A 20,892-nucleotide genomic window follows, 5' to 3' on the forward strand; every position below is an offset into this window, starting at 1 on the left:
GAGGGCGTGAGCCCGGCCCGCGAGGCGCTCAACGGCCGGCTCGACGATGTGGCGTCTCTGCCGGGCTTCGCCTCGATCGGCCGCCGAGGCCTGTTCCGGGGGGCCGGCCGCTTCAGGGCCCGGCGTTTCAGAGCCTCGCGCGGTCCTCGCGTGTCAGTCTCCAGCGCGACGCCAGGACCCCGGCGAGAAGCGCGCCCGCGCCGCCCGCCATCATGTCGCCGATGGTGTCGTCGTAGGTCACGAAGATGGCATCCGTGATGAAGCGGTAGCCGAACCACTCGACCATCTCCCACACGGCCGACAATGCCAGGCCGGCGATGGTGGCGACCACGATCGGCGTCCGCCGACGGCCGGTCGGGGCGACGACGCCCCCGTCGTCGAGCAGGACCAGCGCCACGGCCGCCAGCACGCCGGTGCAGACGAGGTGCACGATGAGGTCCCACCCCGTCCACGCCCGGTAGAGCTCCAGCACGTTGCTGCCGGCGGCAACGAACACCGTCACGCACGTGATCAGGTCGAGTCCCGAACGCAGCCCGATCATGCGCGAGAGCATCACGGCCGGCAGCGACATCGACAGCACGGCGAAGTCGGTGAACGGCAGGGTGAACAGCGACACCAGCACGAGCACGATCGCCGTGGCGCGCACCGCGTCGGCCAGCCAGTCGGTGACGGTGCGCGGCGGGCGCTTCAGGTTCGCGTACATGGCTCGGATCATCGGCATCCCTCCCGCGTCGCACGCGTGATCACGGGGCGGCTCCACCCGGGATGCGTACCACGGCCTGCACGGGCAGATGATCGCTCGGCCACTGCGTTCCGGTCGGCCGCGGGTCGATTCCGACGGCCCGCACCCCGACGTCGGCCGTCGCCAGCACCGCGTCGATCCTCCGTGCACCCTGCTGGGGGCGCCGGTAGTTGTTGAACGTGCCCCACTCGGCCGTGCGGCGAACCGGCGCATACGACCATGTGTCCACGAGCAGCCCGTCGGCGAACATCTCCTGGAGCTCGCGCGAGCGCACGGGGGCGTTCACGTCGGCGGTGAACAGCAGCGGACCCCGGTGAGCGGCGACGAGGTCGTGCAGCCAGGTGGCCGAGCGTCGACGCGCGCGGTGCGAGAAGGCGTCGAAGTGCGTGTTGACGAAGGTGAAGCGGGCGCCGGTGGCGCGATCGCGCAGCTCGGCGATGACGGCGACGCGGGGGATCGTGTTCCCCCACCCCGTCGAGCCCGGGACGTCGGGGGTGTCGGAGAGCATGACCTGCTCCCAGCTCTCGACCTCGATGCGGTCGCGGTCGTAGAAGAGGGGCGTGCCCTCGCCCCCGCGGTCCTTGCCGCGCCCGAGGCCCACGCGCCCGTACTGCGAGCCCAGCGACTCCTGCACCCACCGCGCCTGGTCGGGCATGGCCTCCTGCGAACCGAGCAGATGCGGACGGTTGGCGCCGAGGAAGGTACGCAGACGCTGCTTGCGCATCGGCCAGCGGTCGGCCGACGGCCAGGTGATGCGCTCGAACCGCCGCCGGATGTTGAAGCTCATCACGTGCAGGTCGGGGGCCTCCACGTTCGGGAACAGGATGCCGGTCATCCGCGCGCCACCCCGTCGCGGTCGACGGCACGGACCTCGAGCGGACGGGAGTCCTGCAGCCGGCGCCCGCGCCACACCCGCATCCACCGCGCCGGGGGGACGTCGGTCGGCCAGTGAGCGAACACGGTGCCCGCCCCGCGGCGGAAGCACCGCGCGAACCGGCGCGGCTCGACCGTGCGCGAGGACACGCGCATGTGCCGACCCGAGATCGAGCGGATGCGGTGGCCGACGCCCAAGTGGTACGCCAGATCGAGGTCGTCGTGCACTTCGGGGTCGAGGTGCACCTGGTCGCGCACGGCGAGCCAGGCCCGGCGACGGAACGCCATGTTCGAGCCCCACAGCGGTGTGTGCCCGAGCGCGGGGAACGCGAATGCGTGGTAGGTGCCGAGGAAGACCCGGGCCATCGTCACGCGCCGGGAAACGGGGCCGTCATGGAACACGGCACCACCGGTGACGGCATCCACTCCCGCCTCGCTCACAGCCTCCACCATGCTCGCGACCCAGGTCGCCGCGGGGAGGCTGTCGGCGTCGAGGCGCAGGATGAGATCGAAACGCGCGGCGTCGTACCCGGTGGCGGCCGCCGCGGGGATACCGCGTTCGCCGCAGAACACGACGCGCGCCCCCGCGGCGCGGGCGATGCCGGCGCTGTCGTCGGTGGAGCCGTTGTCGACGACCACGATCTCGTCGGCGGCGACCGTCTGCGCGGAGAGCGCCTCGAGGCAACGCCTGAGGTGCGGACCGTCGTCGCGGACGGGGATGACGACCGACACGGTCGCGGTCGACGACGCAGAGCCTTCAGGCACGCTTCCTCCCGGGGACGAGTCCTCTCACGCTAGGCGATGCGCGCCCCGCGTTTCCCGGCTTGACGACCGTTGGTCAGGATGACAGGCGCACGTGCGGGGTTTCGTAGGGTGGATGCCATGGCATCCGTCCTCAATGTCTCGGCGTATCTGTTCACGCGCATCGCCGACCCCGGTGCTCTGCGCGTGATTCTGCGCGAGCGCGCGGCCGCCGCCGGCCTCCGGGGCACGATCCTGCTCGCCGAGGAGGGGATCAACCTGTTCCTCGCCGGTGACGCCGACCCCCTGCGCGGCTTCGTCGGAGAGCTCCGCGGCGACGAGCGCTTCACCGCGCTGCGCACGAAAGACAGCTGGTCGGACAGCGTGCCCTTCGACAAGCTCCTGGTGAAGGTGAAGAGCGAGATCATCCGCATGGACCGGCCCGAGGTGCGCCCGCAGGACGGCCGAGCCCCCGCGGTGAGTCCCGATACCCTGCGGCGATGGCTCGACCGGGGCGCCGACGATGACGGCAGGGAGGTCGTGCTCGTCGACACCCGCAACGCGTTCGAAGTCGACTACGGCACCTTCGCCGGCGCCCTGGACTGGCGCATCGAGCGTTTCACCCAGTTCCCGGATGCGGCGCGCGCCCACCGCGGCGACCTCGACGGCAAGACCGTGGTGAGCTTCTGCACGGGCGGGATCCGCTGCGAGAAGGCGGCTCTGTACCTGCGGTCCGAGGGCGTGGAGGCGTACCAGCTCGACGGCGGCATCCTGGGATGGTTCGACGCGCAGGGCGACGCGCACTTCACCGGCGACTGCTTCGTCTTCGACGGGCGCGAGGCGCTCGACGCCGGGCTGGCGCCCGCCCGCGCGGCCGCGCCCGTCGCCTCGCCCCTCGGCGTCTGACCGTGCTCTGGGATCAGCATGCCTGCGTCGAGCTCGTCGAGACGGCCGACCTCACCGACCTGCACCGCTACCGCCCCGCGGGAGGCGGGCTGGTCTCCCTGAACGTCGGTTATGCACCGCACGGGCCCGCGGTCACGACCTCGCTGCTCGCCGCGTTCCGTGCTCAGGTCGAGCGCATCGACGGCCTCGCGCTCGCCTCCTCGGTCGAGGAAGTCGACGGGATCGCCGCCGCGGGCGACACCGCGGTCGTCTTCGACCTCGAGGACTGCGCCCCGCTCGGCGGAGACCTGGATGCCGTCGGCACACTCGTGGCGCAAGGGGTCCGCACGGTCGCCCCGACCTACAACGTCGCGAACCACGCGGGCGGCGGCTGCCTCGACGTCGTCGACGACGGGCTCACCGCCTGGGGACGCGACCTGGTGCGTGAGCTCAACGCGCGCGGTGCGGTGCCCGACGGTTCACACGTCGGGGCTCGCACGACGTTCGAGATGTGCGCGGTGTCGACCAGGCCGGTGGTCTTCAGCCACTCGAACCTGCGCGCGGTGTGGGACCACCCCCGCAACATCACCGACGATCAGGCCCGCGCCGCTGCCGACACCGGGGGAGTGGTCGGCATCACCGGGGTCGGCATCTTCCTCGGGCCCAACACCCCGACGCTGTCGGCCATGACGCGGCACCTCGAGCACGCGGTCGAGGTCGTCGGCATCGAGCACGTCGGCGTCAGCACCGATTTCTCGTTCGACTGGCCGACGTTCCGCGACGTCCTCGCGACGAGCCCCGACCTCTACGACGCCAGCTACACCGCGTGGGGACCGGTCGAATGGATGCCGCCCGAGACCTTCGTCGGCCTCGGCGCGCACCTGCGTGATCACGGATGGGGCGACGACGACATCGCCGCGGTGCTCGGCGGCAACTTCCGCCGCGTGGCGCGAGAGAGCTGGCATCCGCTGTCCTGAGCCTCGGTAGCCTCGGTCCATGACCACTCTCACCGACGGCGCCGTCCTGCGTCCCGCCCGGAGCGGGGATGAGACCGGCATCCTCGCCTGCATTCAGGCCCTCGCCGACTACGAGCGCGAACCGGATGCCGTCGACAACACCGCCGAGATGATCGCCGACACGCTGTTCGGCGCCGATCCTCGCGCGTTCGCCTTCGTCGTGGAGGGTCCCGACGGCGGCATCCGAGCCATCGCGATCTGGTTCCTCACCTACTCCACGTGGACCGGGCGACACGGTATCTGGCTCGAAGACCTCTACGTGCAGGAGCAGTATCGCGCGAAGGGCTACGGCGTGGCGCTGTTGGCCGCGCTCGCCGCGGAGTGCGTCGAGAAGGGGTACTCGCGCTTGGAGTGGACGGTGCTCGACTGGAACGAGCCCGCGATCGGCTTCTACCGTGCCCTCGGTGCCGAGGCGATGGAGGAGTGGACGACGCGCCGGGTGACCGGAGATGCGCTGGCCGCACTGGCCGCGCGGGTCTAGCGCGCATTTCCGGGGTTGGGGCGGATTCGATCGATCGGGGCGGAATCGACCCGCCCCGAAGGGCGGAACCCGCCCCGAACCGTCCGGATTCGGGGCATCGTGCGGCTCACCGCCCGGCTCACCGCGCCAGGTCGGCGAGCACCGCCTCCGCCGCCCGCTGACCCGACACCAGGGCGCCCTGGATCGACGCGGTGTCGCGGTGATCGCCGGCGAGGTACCGACCGTCGCCCAGGCGCACCGAGCGCCGCAGGCGCAGAGGCGGATCCTGCGCGGGGAGGGCGCGGGCGACGTCGTCGCGGCGCAAGAGGTTCCACGCCCGGGTGTCGGCATCCCAGATCTCGGCGAGCTGCCGGCGGATGGCGTCCTCCGACGCCGCGGAGGGCAGCACGCACGTCGCCTGAATGAGGTGGTGCCCGCGCGGTGCGTAGGTACGCGCGGTGTTCGTCATCACGGCGGTGTTCACGATCGGCCCCTGTCGGCGTCCGTCGACGCGGAGCGCGGCGTCGTCGGTCGGCGCCTGGTCGGCGGCGAACCACCAGGTCTGCAGACCTCGGGGACGCGGGAGCGGAACGTCGAGAGAGGGATCGAGTCCCGTCGCGATGACCACGGACCGGGCGGTCATGGCATCCTGTCCCTCCACCCCGACATGCCAGCCGCGGGCCCGGTGCCGGGTCGAGACCACCCGATGGGCGAGGCGGATGCCGGCGCCGGCCCGGCGCGCGGTGTCGGCGAGCTGCGCGGGGAGGGCGCCGATTCCCGCGGCGGGGACTCCCGGCCGCCCGAGTGCGAAGCTGCGGACGAGCAGTCGGACGAACGCGTCGGACGTCTCCTGCCGGTCATCGGCCAGCACCCCGGCGAGGAACGGCTCGAGCACGCTCTCGCGGAGCGGACCCCGGAGTCCCGCGCGGTCCCACGCCTCGTCGAGCGTGCGGTCGGTGCCGGACTTCGCCGCCCGCGCCGACGCGAGAGTGGGCCCCGCCCACCGCGCCAACGCCGCGAGATCGGAGGGCCCGACGAGCCCGCTCCGCAGCGTCTCGGGGACGGACAGCGGATGCCGGAGGGGATGGGCCAGCCTCGCGAGCCGATCGTCGAGACGCACACCGACGGCCACGGGGAAGCGTCGGAGCGCGAGCGCGTCGACGTCGACCCAGCGCTGCACGGCCGGGTAAGCGGGGTTGAGCACGTGGAAACCGAGGTCGAGGCGGAAGCCGTCGACGATGTCGGTGCGTTCGCGGCCGCCGACGGCGTCGCCCTGTTCGAGCACGACGACGTCGCGGCCGGCCTCGGCCAGCTGCGTCGCACAGCGCAGGCCTGCCAGCCCCGCGCCCACCACGATCACGTCGTATCCGCTCATCCCGTGAGCCTATGCACACGGGCGCCGGGCGGACCGGGGGTTGCGAGCGTTAGCGGCGGGGAGCGATGGCCGCCGCGACACCGTCGAGGGCGCCTGGCACGAGCGAGAAGTATGCCCAGGTGCCGCGCTTCTCCCGGGTCAGGATGCCGGCATCCACGAGCACCTTCGTGTGGTGCGAGACCGTCGGCTGCGAGAGTCCGAGCGGCTGTTGCAGGTCGCAGGCGCACGTCGCGCCGGCCTCCTGTGCGGCGATGATCGACACGATCCGCAGGCGCGCCGGATCGGCGAGCGCCTTGAGCGTCTTCGCGAGGTTCTCCGCCTCGGAGGGGGACATCGCCGCGTCGCCCGACGACACGCAGCAGGGGGCGTCGAGCAGGGGCAGGGCGGTGCGGGAGGTCATGGCATCCATCATCCCTGTCACATCGACGATCGTCAATATTGACGTCGATCGATATCTTACGTCAAGCTGTTCCCGTTCGTCCCGACCCGAAGGAAGAGTCATGTCCGACACCGCCACCATCCTTTTCGTTTGCGTGCACAACGCCGGCCGCTCGCAGATGGCAGCCGGCTACGCCCGCACCCTGGGCGGCGACCGCGTGCGCGTGCTCTCGGGCGGCAGCGCTCCCGGCGACGCCCTCAACCCGACGGCGGTCGCCGCGATGGCCGAGGAGGGCATCGACATCAGCGCCGAGGTGCCGCAGCTGCTGCTCACCGACGACGTGCGCGCGTCGGACGCCGTCATCACGATGGGCTGCGGAGACGCGTGCCCGATCTTCCCCGGCAAGCGCTACGAGGACTGGGAACTCACCGACCCGGCGGGCAGGGGCCTCGACGAGGTGCGGCCGATCCGCGACGACATCAAGGCGCGGGTGACCACGCTGCTGCGAGAGCTCGGGATCGACGTATGAGCCTGACCCTCACGGTCCCGCCGCGGCTGGAGGGCGATCGCCGCGCGGGTCTGCCCATCGCGATCATCGGCGCTGGCCCCGTCGGTCTGGCTGCCGCCGCTCACGTCATCGAGCGCGGGCTGCCGGTCGTGGTCTTCGAAGCGGGCGACAGCGCCGGCGCGGCCGTTCGCGCATGGGGGCACACCCGTCTCTTCTCACCGTGGCGCTACGTCGTCGACGCCGCCGCGCGTCGCCTGCTCGAGGCCGACGGGTGGACCGCCCCGGACGCCGAGGGCCTCCCCACCGGCGACGAGCTGGTGGACGGCTACCTCGAACCGCTCGCGCGCACCGCTGCCCTGGCATCCGTCATCCGGTACGGCACCCGCGTCGAGGCCGTGGCCCGCCTGGGCATGGACCGCACGCGGTCGGTGGGCCGGGCGGCCGTTCCCTTCCTGCTGCGGCTGCGCACGACCGAGGGGGCGACGGATGCCACGGCTCGCGCCGTGATCGACACCTCGGGCACCACGGGCACGCCGCGGTCGCTGCTCGCGTCGGGTCTCGCCCACGACGACCTCGGTGATCGCGTGACGACGGCGCTCCCCGACGTGCGGGGACGCGACCGCGACCGTTTCGCCGGTCGGCGCGTGCTCGTCGTCGGTGCCGGGCACTCGGCGGCGAACACCCTGATCGCCGCCGCCTCGCTCGCGGAGGAAGAGCCGAAGACGCGTGTGTCATGGGCGGTACGCAGTGACGGCACCGCGCGTCTGACCGCCGACGCCGCCGACGACCTCGCGGCACGCGGACGCCTCGGCACGGCGCTCCACGACCTGGTGGCCGACGGTCGTGTCGAGCAGATCGCCTCGTTCGAGATCGACGACGTGCGGCTCTCCGGCGACGGCGTGCGCGTCAGCGGCCGCCGTGCGGGCGAGGCGTTCGCCCTCGACGTGGACGTGGTCGTCAACGCGACGGGATTCCGTCCCGACCTGACGATGCTGCGCGAGATCCGCGTGGGGCTCGATGAGGTCATCGAGGCACCGCGGGCCCTCGCCCCGCTGATCGACCCGAACCTGCACTCGTGCGGCTCGGTCCCGCCACACGGGCTCGCCGAACTCACGCACCCCGAGCCCGACTTCTATCTCGCGGGTATGAAGTCGTACGGGCGGGCGCCCACGTTCCTGATGCTCACCGGTTACGAGCAGGTGCGCTCGATCGCGGCGGAACTCGCCGGCGACCGGGCGGCGGCGCGGCAGGTCGATCTTGTGCTGCCCGAGACCGGCGTCTGCACGACCGACGCGGGGTCCTGCTGCGCGTGAGCGTCTCGCTGCGCCTCCTCGTCGAGGCGGATTGGTCGAAGGTGCACCGCATCTACGCGGAGGGCATCGCGACCGGTCGCGCGACCTTCGAGACGGCGCCACCGCCGACATGGCGCGAATTCGATGGCGGGAAGCTGGCCCCGCATCGCTTCGTCGCAATCGTCGACGACCGGGTCGTGGGCTGGACGGCCGTCTCGGCCGTGTCGTCGCGGCCCGTCTACCGCGGAGTCGTGGAGCACTCGGTTTACGTCGAGGCCGACGCTCGTGGCCGCGGGATCGGTCACCTGCTGCTCGAGACGCTCATCGGCTCGACGGAATCAGCCGGCATCTGGATGATCCAGTCGTCAATCCTCGCCGACAACCGCGTCTCGCTCGACCTGCACGCACGCCACGGATTCCGAACCGTCGGCGTACGCGAGCGCATCGCCCGCGACGCTGCCGGCGTCTGGCGCGACACGGTGCTGATCGAGAGGCGCAGCCCCTTGGTCGAGTAGCACGACGAAGGGCCCGGATGCCATGGCATCCGGGCCCTCGTTCATCGCCTACGCCGAGGCTTGCTCGCGCTTGGGCAGCACCCAGCCGGGGCGCACGAAGTGGCACGTGTAGCCGTGGGGGATGCGCACGAGGTAGTCCTGGTGCTCGGGTTCGGCCTCCCAGAACGGCGCCTCGGGCTCGATCGTGGTGACGGCTTTCGCCGGCCAGATGCCCGAGGCATCGACGTCGGCGATCGTGTCGCGCGCGACCTTCTCCTGCTCGGGCGAGAGCGGGAAGATCGCCGAGCGGTAGCTCGTGCCCACGTCGTTGCCCTGGCGGTTCAGGGTCGAGGGGTCATGGATCTGGAAGAAGAACGCCAGGATGTCGCGATACGACGTCTGCGAGGGGTCGAAGACGATCTCGACGGCCTCCGCGTGACCGGGATGGTTGCGGTAGGTCGCGTGCTCGTTCTGGCCGCCGGTGTAGCCGACGCGGGTGTCGAGGACGCCGGGCTGGCGGCGGATGAGGTCTTCGACGCCCCAGAAGCAGCCGCCCGCGAGGACGGCCGTCTCGGTGCCGGGGCGACGGGTGATCTCGCCGGAGTCGGAAGGTCCGCTGGTCATGGTGGTGCTCCTTTTGCGCTTGCGGAAGGGGAAGAGGTTCATGAGGCGCGACTCTCGCGGAACAGGGCGAGGTACGCGCCGTAGCCCTGGGCTTCGAGCTCGCCGACGGGCACGAAGCGCATCGCCGCCGAGTTCATGCAGTATCTCAGCCCACCGGCGTCGCGCGGGCCGTCATCGAACAGGTGGCCGAGGTGGCTGTCCGCTCCGGCGGAGCGCACCTCGGTGCGGGTCATCCACAGCGTCCGGTCGGTCTTGTTCACGACGGCGGCGTCGTCGATCGGCTTGGTGAAGCTCGGCCAGCCCGTGCCGCTCTCGAATTTGTCGGTCGAGGAGAACAGCGGTTGTCCCGATACGACATCGACGTAGATGCCGTCCTCGTGGTTGTCCCAGTACTCGTTGCGGAACGGCGGTTCGGTGGCGTCGTCCTGCGTGACGGCGAACTGGCGGTCGGTGAGGCGGCCCAGCGCCTCCGACGTCTTCCGGTACTCCGTGCTCACGGTTCGCATCCTCTCGTCCTGACGTCCGGTGGTGGGCGTCCTTCAATCGAACGCCTCGCCCGCCGGTTTTGGTCCCGCGGGCCTGTGAGCGCGCTGTGAGTTCCCAGGCGACGACGTAGAGGCGACGGATGCCGGCGGCAAGCCCCGACCGTCTCGTCTCCGCCGCGGTTAGCGTGGCCTCTTCGAACCAGGAAGAGGATGCCATGACCCGCACCATCGTCATCACCGGAGCCAGCGACGGCATCGGCGCGGCATCGGCGAGACAGCTCGCGCAGCTCGGTGAAGAGGTTGTCGTGGTCGGCCGCAACCCTGAGAAGACCGCACGCGTCGCCCGCTCTCTGGGCGTGGAGTCGTTCGTCGCCGACTTCAGCGATCTGGCGCAGGTGCGCGAGCTCGCAGCTTCCCTCCTCGAGGCGTACCCGCGTATCGATGTACTCGCCAACAATGCCGGCGGTGTCTTCGGCGAGCGCACGCTGACGAAGGACGGTTATGAGACGACCTTCCAGGTCAACCACCTCGCGCCGTTCCTGCTCACGAATCTCCTGCGAGAGCGACTCGTCGAGTCGCAGGCTTCGGTGATCCAGACCTCCAGCGCCGCCGCCCGGCTGTTCCCGCGGTTCGACATCGACGATCTGCAGGGGGAGCGCCGGTACTCCTCGACCGCCGCCTACGGCAACGCCAAGCTCGCGAACGTGCTGTTCACCAAAGAGCTGAACCGTCGCTTCGGTGATGCGGGGCTGTCGGCCGTGGCCTTCCACCCGGGCGTGATCGCCTCGAACTTCGGCTCGACCAGCGACGGGCCGTGGAAGTTCCTCTACAGCGGTCCGATCGCCCAGCGCCTCATGACATCGACCTCGGTGGGGGGAGCGCGCCTGACCTGGCTCGCCCTCGGCAAGCCGGGCCTGGACTGGACGCCCGGCGGCTTCTACTCCAACAACAAGCCCGCGAAGACGAACCGCTCCGCCGACGACCCGGTGGTCGCCCGGCAGCTGTGGGAGCGCAGCGCCGTCCTCGTCGGACTCGACGACTGATCACCTAGGCGTCGCCTCGCTGCGGTGAAGTGGGGTTCGCCGCTGTCAGAGTGCCGTGTGGACGGGGCGCGAGCACGCTGAGTTCATGACCACAGCGATCTGTGCCTCCACGGAGAGCAGTCGCGGCCGCGCACCCCTCTCGTCGATCACTGCACGCCGGCCCGCGGCGGGCTCACGTTCCATCCGAATCGTTCGAGCGCGTCGTGGAGGCGGTGCGCCTGCGCCCACGCGATCGCTCCCGAGACGTCCGAGTAGATGTCGATCACGAAGGGCGGGGGATCGGCGAACTTGGGGATCTCGACCTCGGCCCAGGCGTGCGGGGCGAGCCAGACGCGGGGACGGGCGGTTCCGGCGTCATCCACGCCGCCGTCCGCGGCGAAGGCGATCGCATCCAGGGCGTCGATCTTCGTGATCGGCATGTTCACGACGAGGGTCACCGCGTGCAGTACTCCGGTCATCCCGTACCTCCTTTCCTCATCCTCACACGCGACCCGCGGGTCGGGACCGCCCGCGGCGAAACGGCACGAGCGCGGGTGTGCGGGTGTCTGCGACGGCACGCATAGCTCACGCACAGGAACGCCCAGGCCGCGGGCAGGGTGGGTCGGACACTCTCGGTGCATCGACACCATCCCCGATCACCGGAGGCGACCGTGAGCAGGATCCCCGACACCGAGATGACCCCCGACGGGCCCACGTTCGAGGGCCGGTTGCTCGACCGGGCCGACGAACCCGTCGTCGACCAGGGGGCGCCGTTCGACATCCGCACGCTTGTCTCGCGCCGTGGCGTCCTGGGGCTCGTCGCCCTTGGAGCGGGCGCCGTCGCGCTCGCCGCCTGCACTCCCGCGGCGACCGGGACGACGTCGCCGTCCACCGCGACCCCGACCCCCACCCCCACGCCGACCGCGACCCCGACGGCCTCGGCGGTCCCCTCCGCCTCGTCGACCAGCGCGGCGGCAGCCCTCCCCGCCGGCGAGATCCCCGACGAGACGGCAGGCCCCTACCCCGGGGACGGCTCGAACGGCCCCGACATCCTCGAGCAATCCGGCATCGTCCGTAGCGACCTCCGCACGAGCCTCGACGGCGGCGCAACGGCCGACGGCGTGCCGATGACCCTCAACCTCACGATCTTCGACGCCGCGGGCGGCGATGTGCCGTTCGTTGGTGCCGCCGTGTACGTGTGGCACTGCGACACCCAGGGGCGTTACTCGATGTACTCCTCGGGCGTCGAGAACGAGACGTACCTTCGCGGGGTCCAGGTCGTCGGCACCGACGGCGTCGTCTCGTTCACCTCGATCTTCCCCGGTTGCTACGACGGCCGCTGGCCGCACATCCACTTCGAGGTCTATCCCCACGTGGATGCCATCACCGACGCGTCCAACGCCATCGCGACCTCGCAGGTCGCCCTCCCGCAAGCCGCGTGCGACGTCGTGTACGCGGATGGGAGGTATCCGTCGTCGTCGTCGAACCTCGCCCGGGTGTCGCTCGACAGCGACAACGTCTTCGGCGACGACGGGGGAGCGTTGGAGCTCGCCACGACCGCGGGCGACAACACCGCCGGCTGGACGGTTGCTCTGGGCGTGCGCGTCGACACCACCACGACCCCGACCGCGGGCGCGATGCCTGGTGGCCGGGGCTGATCGGAAGGGATTCTCCCGTGCTGCAGAATCTCACCGGCTGGCACGCCCTCGTCGTGCTCGCGATCGTCGTCCTCGTCTTCGGCGCCGCCAAGCTCCCGGCCCTCGCCCGCAGCTTCGGCCAATCCATCCGCATCCTGAAGACGGAGGCGGCCGAACCGGGTATGGACGCCCCGGCTCCCACGGCCGACGGCACCCGCGCGCACGCGGACTCCGCATCGGTGTCGCCCCCGTCCGTTCTCGCTCCGCCCAACGGGTCGTGAGCGTCGGGGGTCCCGCTAAGCCGCCGCGGGCCCCCGCGATCGGCGCTCCGCCCCGCCAGACATGATGTGTGCGGCCGTCGGATTTGCGCGCGCCACCCGGATCTGGTCTGCTGAAGATCAGCGAGGCGAGGACGCGTCGCTCCTGTTCTGGGGGGAACACCACGATGACCGTTACGAACCATCGCACTTCGGCGCGCCACCGCCTCGACCGACCCGGGCGCACGGCCCTGGGACTGACCGCGGTTGTCGCGACGCTGCTGCTCGTGGCGGGCTGCTCCTCGCCGGCTCCATCGGCCGAATCCGCCGCCGTCGGAGACGCCCGTCGCATCGCGGCCTCGTCCCCTTCGGCATCACCGACGCCGACGCCCGTCGTCGTCGTGTCCGAGCAGACCGTCACGTCCGCCCTGCCGTTCGAACGAACGACGGTGGATGACGCGGCCCTGCCGTCGGGGCAGTCGCTCGTGTCGACGGCCGGGGTCGACGGAGAGAAGGTCTCGATCTTCCGCGTGACGACGATTGACGGGGTCGAGTCCGAGCGGGTCCTGGTCAGCGAATCCGTCGGCCGGGCGCCGGTCTCCGAAGTCACCGCCCGGGGGACGTACGTCGCTCCGCCTCCGCCCGCGCCGGTCGAAGCGGCGTCCAGCGGAGATGGTTGCGACCCGAACTACGCCGACGCATGCGTGCCGATCGATTCCGACGTCGACTGTGCGGGTGGAAAGGGCAACGGCCCGTCCTACTTCGACGGTGTCGCCCGGGTGGTCGGCTCCGACATCTACAAACTCGACGGCGACGGCGACGGCCTGGCCTGCAACGGCTCCCGCTAGGGGGCTCGGACGCCCGGACGGTCGAGGGCGGCGGGCTAGCCTCGATCCATGTCGTCTCCCCGCGCGCAGCTCGAAGATCTCCTCGCCCGGGGGCTGGGCGATGTGTCCCCGGCGCTGCGCGCGGCGCCGGTCGAGGGCGAGGCGCGGGCCGCGGCGGTGCTCATCCTGTTCGGCGTGCTCGATGGCATCCCGAGCGAACGCGCCGCGCGACACGTCCCGAGCGATCTCGACGTCCTTCTCCTGGCGCGCGCGAGCACGCTGCGCGCCCACCCCGGACAAGTCGCCTTCCCTGGAGGTCGCGTCGATCCGGGAGATCGGGATGCCGTGGCCGCCGCCCTGCGAGAGGCACAGGAAGAGACCGGTCTCGACCCCGACGGCGTCGAGGTGCTCGGGACGCTCGAGCCGGTGCCGCTGGCGTTCTCCCGCCACGAGGTGACTCCGGTCGTCGGGTGGTGGACGCGTCCCACGCCGGTCCGAGCCGTCGATGCGGCGGAGTCGGCCGAAGTGTTCCGCGCGCCGGTCGCCGACCTCCTCGACCCCGCCGGTCGCGGTGTCACGGTCATTCGGCGTGACGGCCGCGAGTGGCGCGGACCCGCCTTCGCGCTCGACCTGGCGCGGGGACGGCAGACGGTGTGGGGCTTCACGGCGATGCTGCTCGACGGCCTGTTCGACCGGCTCGGCTGGACCGAGGCGTGGGATGCGACGCGTGAGATCCCCCTCCCGGAGCCGGTGGTCGCCGACCCCGCGGTTCCTCCCGAGCCACCCCGTCCCTAGCGCGCGCCCCCGTCTTCGTCATCGGTCGCGTGTCGAGACCCCGGGGTCGCTAGCGTGGGTGACGTGACTGCGCCTATCGATCCCACCACCACCGCCGCCTGGTCCCGCCTCACCGCGCTCCGGGACGCATTCGAGCCCGACCTGCGCGGCTGGTTCGCCGCCGACGCCGACCGCACGCGCGCGCTCACGCGCACCGTGGGCGACCTCCACGTCGACCTGTCGAAGAACCTCGTGACCGCCGACGTGCTCGACGCCCTGGTCGCGCTCGCCGAAGAGACCGGCGTCGCCGAGCGCTATGCCGACATGCGGCGCGGCGCCCACCTCAACACCAGCGAAGACCGCGCCGTGCTGCACACCGCGCTGCGCCGCCCGGGCGGCGCCGAGCCGGCCCTCGTCGTCGACGGCCAGCAGGTCGATCACGACGTGCACGAGGTGCTCGACCGCCTGAGCGCCTTCGCCGAGCGCGTGCGGTCGGGAGAATGGCGCGGAGTCACCGGCAACAAGGTCACCACGGTCGTCAACATCGGCATCGGCGGCAGCGACCTCGGCCCGGTCATGGTCTACGAGGCGCTCCTTCCCTACGCCGACGCCGGAATCAACGCGCGGTTCGTCTCCAACATCGACCCCGCCGACATCGCGCAGAAGACCGCCGACCTCGACCCCGAGACCACGCTCTTCATCGTCGCCTCCAAGACGTTCACCACGCTCGAGACCCTCACCAACGCCCGCCTCGCGCGCGACTGGCTGTGGGAGAAGCTCGCGACCGCAGGCGTCATCGATGACTCGGATGCCGCCCGCACCGACGCCGTCGCCCACCACTTCGTCGCGGTCTCGACGGCGCTCGACAAGGTCGAGGCCTTCGGGATCGACCCCGCCAACGCCTTCGGGTTCTGGGACTGGGTGGGCGGGCGCTACTCCGTCGACTCCGCCATCGGCCTGTCACTCGCGATCACGCTCGGCTCGGAGGCGTTCCGCGAACTCCTCGCCGGCTTCCACGTGGTCGACGAGCACGTGGCATCCACCCCGATCGCCGAGAACGTGCCGGTCCTGATGGGGCTCCTGAACGTCTGGTACACCAACTTCCTCGGTGCGCAATCGCACGCGGTTCTGCCCTACGCGCAGCAACTGCACCGCTTCGCGGCCTACCTCCAGCAGTTGACGATGGAATCCAACGGCAAGTCCGTGCGGTGGGACGGCACCCCGGTCACCACCGACACGGGCGAGGTGTTCTGGGGCGAGCCGGGGACCAACGGTCAGCACGCCTTCTATCAGCTCATCCACCAGGGCACGCGGCTGATCCCGGCCGACTTCATCGCCTTCGTCAACCCGGCCTACCCGCTCGCCGACGATGGCCGCGACGTCCACGGGCTGTTCCTGGCGAACTTCCTCGCCCAGACCAAGGCGCTGGCGTTCGGAAAGACCGCCGAAGAGGTCGAGGCCGAGGGCACCACCGGCGCCCTCGTGGCCGCTCGCACGTTCCCGGGCAACCGTCCGACGACGTCGATCTTCGCGCCCTCGCTCACCCCCTCGGTGCTCGGTCAACTCATCGCGCTGTACGAGCACATCACTTTCACGCAGGGCACCATCTGGGGCATCAACTCGTTCGATCAGTGGGGGGTCGAGCTCGGAAAACAGCTGGCCCTGCAGATCGCGCCGGCCATCGAGGGCGATGAGGCCGCGCTCGACGCGCAAGACGCATCCACGCGGGCGCTGCTCGAGTACTACCGCGCGCACCGCTCCTGATGGTGGCGGGCTGCTGAGGCCGTGACGACGGGCCGATCCGAGGATTCTCTCCCCCTCCTCGGGTCGGCCCGTCGTGCATCGCGGAGTGCGAGGGTGACGACCCGAATCGTCCGCGTCTCGTCTCGTCGACCGGTCGCTGAAAATCCCCGGTCAAGGGCTTGATCGCGCCGTCGGGCAAGGGGGCGCGGGCGGCGCGGATCCGCGACGACGACCACCTCCGGTGCGCGGAGGGCTCGACGCGCGGCTCACACGGGCTGCCCAGGTAACGAAGAGATAACGCTCAGAAGCGGCCCGCACACTCGGGGACTTGTGTCGACCCGAACGACACATGACCGCGCTCGATCCCGACGAGCGCGCCCCGACGAAAGAATGCTCCTTGCTCCGTTCTGATGTGAAACTCCTGCACGTCCATCGCGCCCGCCGCACTCTGCTCACCGCCGCCACGTGCGCCGGACTCGCACTCGGCATCGTCGCCACGACCGGCCTCGCCGCTGCCGCCCCGCTCTCGGTCCCCGATGCATCGGCATCCTCGTTCTCCGCCCCCGGCACCGTCGTCCCGGTGGCGAGCGCCCCGACCCTGGATGCCGTGACGACCGGCGCGACCGCGGCGCGAACCGACGCGGCCTCCGCCCTCTCCCGCGCCGAAACCGTGCGCGCAGACGTCGCCGCGACCGGCCTTGCGCTGTCGATCGGCGATGCCTCCATCGACACGGCCGCCCTCGAAGACGCCGTCGACCGCCTCGACTCGACGGACCTGCTCCCCGTGCTGTTCGTGCCCGCACTCAGCCAGAACGCGCAGACCGAGGTCGGACGCGTCAGTGCCCGCGCTGCCGAGGTGCAGGCCAGCCTCGACCAGGCCAAGGCGGACAAGGCCGCGGCGGACGCCGCCGCCGAAGCGCAGCGTCAGGCGGAGGCCGCCGCCGCTGCCGAGGTGCAGCGTCAGGCGGAGGCCGCCGAAGCGCTCGCGCGGGTGAACACCCCCGACGGTGCGCGGGCGTACGCCGCTCAGTTGGCCTCCGAGAAATACGGATGGGGGAGCGATCAGTTCTCCTGCCTGTCGTCGCTGTGGAACAAGGAGTCGGGCTGGAACTATCAGGCCTACAACAACGACGGCGGCGCCACCGGCATCCCGCAGGCCCTCCCCGGCAGCAAGATGGCGACCTTCGGCGCCGATTGGCAGACCAGCGCCGCGACGCAGATCGCGTGGGGGCTGGACTACATCGACCGCGGATACGGCACGCCGTGCAGCGCGTGGGGCCATTCGCAGTCCGTCAACTGGTACTGAGAATCCGCCCAGCGACCGCCCCGCGACTACGTCAGCGATATATCGTTATGTATCGCTGACTCAAATCGGGTTCGCGCGAAGGAGGTCGTCATGAGTGGTTCATTCCTAGGAGACGCGTTCGGCGGACGCGGTGGCAACAACACCCCCGGCTGGCCGATGTCCAACATCCTCGAGGGTCTCGAGCAACTGCGCACCCAGTTCGAGCAGAAGACCAGCTCGACGCCCCGTATGAACAAGGGTGACGTCCGTTCGGCGGTGCTCTCGCTCCTGCTCGAGCAGCCGATGCACGGCTACCAGATCATCCGCGAGATCGAAGAGCGCAGCGGCGGCTCGTGGAAGCCGAGCCCCGGCTCGGTGTACCCCACGCTCCAGCTGCTCACCGACGAAGGCCTCGTGCAGGCCGAGGAGTCCAACGGTCGCAAGACCTACTCCCTCACCGCCGAGGGCCGCGCCGCGGCCGGCGACGAGACCACCGAGCGCACCGCACCCTGGGAGTCCGCGGGCTCGCGCGACAGCGGCCGCATGACGGCGCTCCCCAAGGCCGGGGTCGAACTCGCGCAGGCCGCCGCCCAGGTCGCACGCACGGGCGACAAAGAGCAGGTCCAGCAGGCGGTCGAGATCCTCGATGAGGCTCGCCGCAAGCTCTACTCCATCCTCGCCCAGGGGTGAGGCCGCCCCACAGCGACGGGGGCTCGGCGCCCGTCGGCATCCAGGAGATCCGATGACCGACGACGCCCTCATGAAGGCCCGCTACCGGCGCATCACGCGCTTCGCCGCCCGCTATCTCGTGCAGGCGTGGTGGTACGAGCTCTTCCTGCCGCGGTTCGGCCTCGGGTGGATCTCCGCCCGGGGTCGGACCCGCCGGCTCGAGCGCATCGCGCAGCGCTTCCACGTCTTGGCGGTCGACCTCGGAGGCCTGATGATCAAGGTCGGGCAGTTCATGTCGTCGCGTCTCGACGTGTTGCCGCCCTCGATCACGAAACAACTCGAGGGCCTTCAAGACGAAGTACCCGCGGTCCCGTTCGCCCAGATGCGCGCCCGCGCCGAGCACGAACTCGGGATGCCGCTGGAGCGGGCCTTCGCGAGCGTCGATGAGCGACCCCTCGCCGCTGCTTCGCTCGGACAGGCGCATCGCGCCGTGCTCACCGACGCTCTGGCCGAGGAGACGGGCCTGCGCGCGGTCGTGCTGAAGATCCAGCGCCCCGACATCGATCGCATAGTCGACGTGGATCTGCGCGCCCTCCGCAAGGTCGGGGTCTGGCTGAGCAAGGTCGCGCTCGTGCGCGACCGCGTCGACATGCCCTCCCTCGTGGAGGAATTCGCCGTGACCAGCCTCGAAGAGATCGACTACCTCCACGAGGCCTCCAACTCCGAGCGGTTCGCCGCGGACTTCGGGGGAGAAGACGGGGTCGCCGTCCCCGACGTCGTGTGGGAGCGCACGACCCGCCGGGTCCTGACCCTCGAAGACGTCAGTGCGATCAAGATCAACGACGTCGACGCGCTCCGAGCCGCCGGCATCGACCCGTCCGGGGTCGCCGCGCGGTTCGCCGCGGTGATGTTCGACCAGCTGTTCGACGACGGCTTCTTCCACGCCGATCCCCACCCCGGCAACGTCTTCGTCACTCCGCTGTCTTCGACGACGGATGCCGGCCCTCCGGCCTGGCGCTTCACCTTCATCGACTTCGGCATGATGGGCGACGTTCCGCTGGGCCTTCGACGGGGTCTTCGGCGCGTCCTCATCGCCGCGGCCTCGCGCGATGGCAAGGGCCTGGTCGATGGGATCCGCGACGTCGGTGTGCTGCTTCCGTCGGCCGACACGATCCAGCTCGAACGGGCGATGACCCAGCTCTTCTCGCGCTTCGGCGGCATGGGGTTCGCCGAACTGCAAGAGGTCGATCCGCGAGAGTTCCGCGCCTTCGCCATCGAGTTCGGCGACGTCGTGCGCGCCCTGCCCTTCCAGCTGCCCGAGAACTTCCTCCTGATCGTCCGCGCCATGTCGTTGACGAGCGGCATGTGCAGTTCGCTCGATCCCGCCTTCAACATCTGGGATGCCGTCGAGCCCTATGCACAGCGCCTGATCCGCGAAGAGAGCGGCAATACCGCCCAGGCTCTCGTGCGGGAGGTCGGGGCCGTGGCGGCTGTGACCGCGCGCCTGCCGCGCCGCGCCGACAACCTCATCTCCCGACTCGAGGAGGGGTCTCTTGCCGTCGAGACGCCCCGCATCGAACGCCGCATGCGCGATCTCGAGCGCATGGTCCGTCGGGTGGTGTCGTCGGTGCTGTTCACGGGACTGCTCATCGGGGGAGTGCTGCTGCAGGCCGAGCAGGCGGTGATCGGCACGATCCTCATGGTGGTGTCGCTCGCGCCCCTGTCCCACGCTCTGCTCGCGGGCGTCATCGCCCGTCGCAACGGCGCCTGACCGATCGGGCGCTCGTCGTCGCCAATGGACGGGGTGATCTGGCCATGAGGCGAGACTCCGTCGTGCCGAAGAGGAGTTCGGCCGGACCGTCCCGACGAGAACGACCCAGCGGCGACGATCCAGCGACAACGACCCAGCGATGACGACGAGAGCGCCGCCCGAACAATGTCCGGGACGGCGCTCTCGTCGTCCTGCGTCGACCGGTCGTTTCAACCGGTCGGCGGATCAGTACCAGCCGGGGGCCTGCGAGTGGCTCCACGCGCCGCACGGGTCGCCGTAGCGGCCGGAGATGTAACCGAGGCCCCACGAGATCTGGGTGGTCGCATTGCTCTGCCAGTCTGCGCCGGCCGACGACATCTTGCTGCCCGGAAGCGCCTGCGGGATCCCGAAGGCGCCGCTGCTGGCGTTGTAGGCCTGGTAGTTCCAGCCCGATTCCTTGTTCCACAGCGAGACGAGGCAGCTGAACTGGTCGTCCCCCCAGCCGCGGCCGGCCAGCATGCCGCGCGCGGTCGCCTGGGCGCCGGCGGGGCTGTTGTCGCCCGTCCCGCCGCCCGTGGCGAACGGCACCGACGACCCGCCGCCGTTCGACGACGACGTCGAGGTGCTCTGCTCCGTGGCGGCCTGCTCGGCGGCTTCCGCTTCCGCGGCGGCGGCAGCTGACGCCTCCGCTTCCTGGCGTGCCTTCTCGGCTGCTTCCTCTTCGGCCTTCTTCGCCACGGCCGCGTCGAGGCTGCCGCGCAGTTCGGCGACGCGCTGGTCGACGGTCGCGGTCGCGGCTTCGACATCGTCGGCGAAGTCGGGCAGGAACGTCGCCGGCAGCACAGCGGCCGCCTGCAGGCGCTCCGTGGCCTGCTCGAGCGCGTCGGTGTCGACGGTCGCGGGCTGACCGATGTCGAGCCCGGATGCCGCGATGTCGGCCTGCACGCTCGACGCGGCCTGCAGGGAACCGGCGGCGGTGGTCTGGGCGGCGCGCGCCTCCGCGACTTCGGGACCACGGGCGGCGGTGAGGGCGGTCGGCGTGGTCGTCGAGGCG

24 protein-coding genes are annotated in these 20,892 nt (G+C 70.9%); 15 read left to right on the forward strand and 9 right to left on the reverse strand.

Going from position 1 to position 20,892, the window contains the following annotated elements; genetic code table 11:
• Positions 1-127: 127 nt before the first annotated feature.
• Genes RWP81_RS03855 through RWP81_RS03865 form a run of 3 tightly spaced genes read right to left on the reverse strand, consistent with a single transcriptional unit; the run spans position 128 to position 2,380 of the window.
• Positions 128-703 carry a hypothetical protein gene (locus RWP81_RS03855; RefSeq protein WP_314452431.1) on the reverse strand — a complete coding sequence of 192 codons (576 nt, stop codon included), beginning with the start codon at positions 701-703 and terminating at the stop codon, positions 128-130.
• 40 nt (positions 704-743) lie between these two features.
• Entirely contained in the window at positions 744-1,577 is an 834-nt protein-coding gene (locus tag RWP81_RS03860) for an endonuclease/exonuclease/phosphatase family protein (protein WP_314452433.1), read from the reverse strand.
• Positions 1,574-2,380, reverse strand: a complete 807-nt coding sequence (locus RWP81_RS03865; RefSeq protein ID WP_314452435.1) for a glycosyltransferase family 2 protein — start codon at positions 2,378-2,380, stop codon at positions 1,574-1,576. Before RWP81_RS03865 ends, RWP81_RS03860 begins: the two co-directional genes overlap by 4 nt.
• Before the next feature lie 117 nt (positions 2,381-2,497).
• Between RWP81_RS03865 and RWP81_RS03870 the strand changes: the two genes are divergently transcribed.
• Genes RWP81_RS03870 through RWP81_RS03880 form a run of 3 tightly spaced genes read left to right on the forward strand, consistent with a single transcriptional unit; the run spans position 2,498 to position 4,738 of the window.
• Positions 2,498-3,262 (forward strand): sulfurtransferase, encoded by a 765-nt coding sequence (locus RWP81_RS03870; protein WP_314452436.1) that lies wholly within the window; start codon positions 2,498-2,500, stop codon positions 3,260-3,262.
• A gap of 2 nt (positions 3,263-3,264) precedes the next feature.
• Positions 3,265-4,218 (forward strand): membrane dipeptidase, encoded by a 954-nt coding sequence (locus RWP81_RS03875; RefSeq protein WP_314452438.1) that lies wholly within the window; start codon positions 3,265-3,267, stop codon positions 4,216-4,218.
• A 19-nt stretch (positions 4,219-4,237) separates the two neighbouring features.
• A complete protein-coding gene (locus tag RWP81_RS03880; RefSeq protein WP_314452441.1) occupies positions 4,238-4,738 on the forward strand; it encodes a GNAT family N-acetyltransferase in 501 nt (166 codons plus the stop codon).
• Positions 4,739-4,856: 118 nt separating this feature from the next.
• Here RWP81_RS03880 and RWP81_RS03885 read toward each other — a convergent pair whose 3' ends face one another.
• On the reverse strand, positions 4,857-6,092 hold the full coding sequence (locus RWP81_RS03885; protein WP_314452443.1) for an NAD(P)/FAD-dependent oxidoreductase: 1,236 nt from the start codon (positions 6,090-6,092) through the stop codon (positions 4,857-4,859).
• Between the two features lie 49 nt (positions 6,093-6,141).
• Positions 6,142-6,594, reverse strand: a complete 453-nt coding sequence (locus RWP81_RS03890; RefSeq protein WP_314452446.1) for a metalloregulator ArsR/SmtB family transcription factor — start codon at positions 6,592-6,594, stop codon at positions 6,142-6,144.
• On the opposite strand from RWP81_RS03890, the gene RWP81_RS03895 reads away from it, so the two are divergent.
• The 3 genes from RWP81_RS03895 to RWP81_RS03905 are packed head-to-tail and all read left to right on the forward strand — an operon-like array spanning position 6,593 to position 8,786.
• Positions 6,593-7,000 carry an arsenate reductase ArsC gene (locus RWP81_RS03895; RefSeq protein WP_314452448.1) on the forward strand — a complete coding sequence of 136 codons (408 nt, stop codon included), beginning with the start codon at positions 6,593-6,595 and terminating at the stop codon, positions 6,998-7,000. The genes RWP81_RS03890 and RWP81_RS03895 overlap by 2 nt on opposite strands.
• The gene (locus RWP81_RS03900) at positions 6,997-8,292 is read left to right on the forward strand and encodes an NAD(P)-binding protein (protein ID WP_314452450.1); all 1,296 of its coding nucleotides are present in this window, start codon (positions 6,997-6,999) and stop codon (positions 8,290-8,292) included. The genes RWP81_RS03895 and RWP81_RS03900 overlap by 4 nt, the downstream gene beginning before the upstream one ends.
• The gene (locus RWP81_RS03905) at positions 8,289-8,786 is read left to right on the forward strand and encodes a GNAT family N-acetyltransferase (protein ID WP_314452452.1); all 498 of its coding nucleotides are present in this window, start codon (positions 8,289-8,291) and stop codon (positions 8,784-8,786) included. The genes RWP81_RS03900 and RWP81_RS03905 overlap by 4 nt, the downstream gene beginning before the upstream one ends.
• Positions 8,787-8,834: 48 nt before the next feature.
• On the opposite strand, the gene msrA is transcribed toward RWP81_RS03905, so the two are convergent.
• Entirely contained in the window at positions 8,835-9,389 is a 555-nt protein-coding gene (msrA, locus tag RWP81_RS03910; protein ID WP_314452454.1) for a peptide-methionine (S)-S-oxide reductase MsrA, read from the reverse strand.
• A gap of 38 nt (positions 9,390-9,427) precedes the next feature.
• Positions 9,428-9,886: a peptide-methionine (R)-S-oxide reductase MsrB gene (gene msrB / locus RWP81_RS03915; protein WP_243500540.1), complete on the reverse strand. Its 459-nt coding sequence runs from the start codon at positions 9,884-9,886 to the stop codon at positions 9,428-9,430.
• 203 nt (positions 9,887-10,089) lie between these two features.
• Here msrB and RWP81_RS03920 point away from each other — a divergent pair, with 203 nt between their 5' ends.
• Positions 10,090-10,917 (forward strand): SDR family NAD(P)-dependent oxidoreductase, encoded by an 828-nt coding sequence (locus RWP81_RS03920; protein ID WP_314452457.1) that lies wholly within the window; start codon positions 10,090-10,092, stop codon positions 10,915-10,917.
• Between the two features lie 146 nt (positions 10,918-11,063).
• On the opposite strand, the gene RWP81_RS03925 is transcribed toward RWP81_RS03920, so the two are convergent.
• The gene (locus RWP81_RS03925; protein WP_314452459.1) at positions 11,064-11,375 is read right to left on the reverse strand and encodes a hypothetical protein; all 312 of its coding nucleotides are present in this window, start codon (positions 11,373-11,375) and stop codon (positions 11,064-11,066) included.
• A gap of 192 nt (positions 11,376-11,567) precedes the next feature.
• On the opposite strand from RWP81_RS03925, the gene RWP81_RS03930 reads away from it, so the two are divergent.
• The 8 genes from RWP81_RS03930 to RWP81_RS03965 all read left to right on the forward strand — a co-directional run bounded on the left by RWP81_RS03930 (position 11,568) and on the right by RWP81_RS03965 (position 19,859).
• Entirely contained in the window at positions 11,568-12,554 is a 987-nt protein-coding gene (locus RWP81_RS03930) for a 3,4-dioxygenase subunit beta (protein WP_314452461.1), read from the forward strand.
• Between the two features lie 17 nt (positions 12,555-12,571).
• Positions 12,572-12,814 carry a twin-arginine translocase TatA/TatE family subunit gene (locus tag RWP81_RS03935; protein WP_314452463.1) on the forward strand — a complete coding sequence of 81 codons (243 nt, stop codon included), beginning with the start codon at positions 12,572-12,574 and terminating at the stop codon, positions 12,812-12,814.
• Positions 12,815-12,978: 164 nt separating this feature from the next.
• The gene (locus tag RWP81_RS03940) at positions 12,979-13,638 is read left to right on the forward strand and encodes a G5 domain-containing protein (protein WP_314452465.1); all 660 of its coding nucleotides are present in this window, start codon (positions 12,979-12,981) and stop codon (positions 13,636-13,638) included.
• 48 nt (positions 13,639-13,686) lie between these two features.
• A complete protein-coding gene (locus RWP81_RS03945; protein ID WP_314452467.1) occupies positions 13,687-14,412 on the forward strand; it encodes a CoA pyrophosphatase in 726 nt (241 codons plus the stop codon).
• A gap of 63 nt (positions 14,413-14,475) precedes the next feature.
• Positions 14,476-16,155 (forward strand): glucose-6-phosphate isomerase, encoded by a 1,680-nt coding sequence (gene pgi / locus RWP81_RS03950; RefSeq protein ID WP_314452469.1) that lies wholly within the window; start codon positions 14,476-14,478, stop codon positions 16,153-16,155.
• Positions 16,156-16,531: 376 nt separating this feature from the next.
• Complete coding sequence (locus tag RWP81_RS03955) at positions 16,532-17,440, forward strand: phospholipase (protein WP_314452471.1); 909 nt, start codon at positions 16,532-16,534, stop codon at positions 17,438-17,440.
• A gap of 90 nt (positions 17,441-17,530) precedes the next feature.
• Entirely contained in the window at positions 17,531-18,109 is a 579-nt protein-coding gene (locus RWP81_RS03960) for a PadR family transcriptional regulator (RefSeq protein WP_243222714.1), read from the forward strand.
• 52 nt (positions 18,110-18,161) lie between these two features.
• Positions 18,162-19,859 (forward strand): AarF/UbiB family protein, encoded by a 1,698-nt coding sequence (locus RWP81_RS03965; protein ID WP_314452474.1) that lies wholly within the window; start codon positions 18,162-18,164, stop codon positions 19,857-19,859.
• A 225-nt stretch (positions 19,860-20,084) separates the two neighbouring features.
• Here RWP81_RS03965 and RWP81_RS03970 read toward each other — a convergent pair.
• Positions 20,085-20,892 (reverse strand): lytic transglycosylase domain-containing protein (locus RWP81_RS03970; RefSeq protein WP_314452478.1); only part of this gene is annotated, 808 nt, incomplete at its 5' end.

The organism is uncultured Microbacterium sp., from assembly GCF_963521695.1.
In the GTDB taxonomy this organism is placed as follows: domain Bacteria; phylum Actinomycetota; class Actinomycetes; order Actinomycetales; family Microbacteriaceae; genus Microbacterium.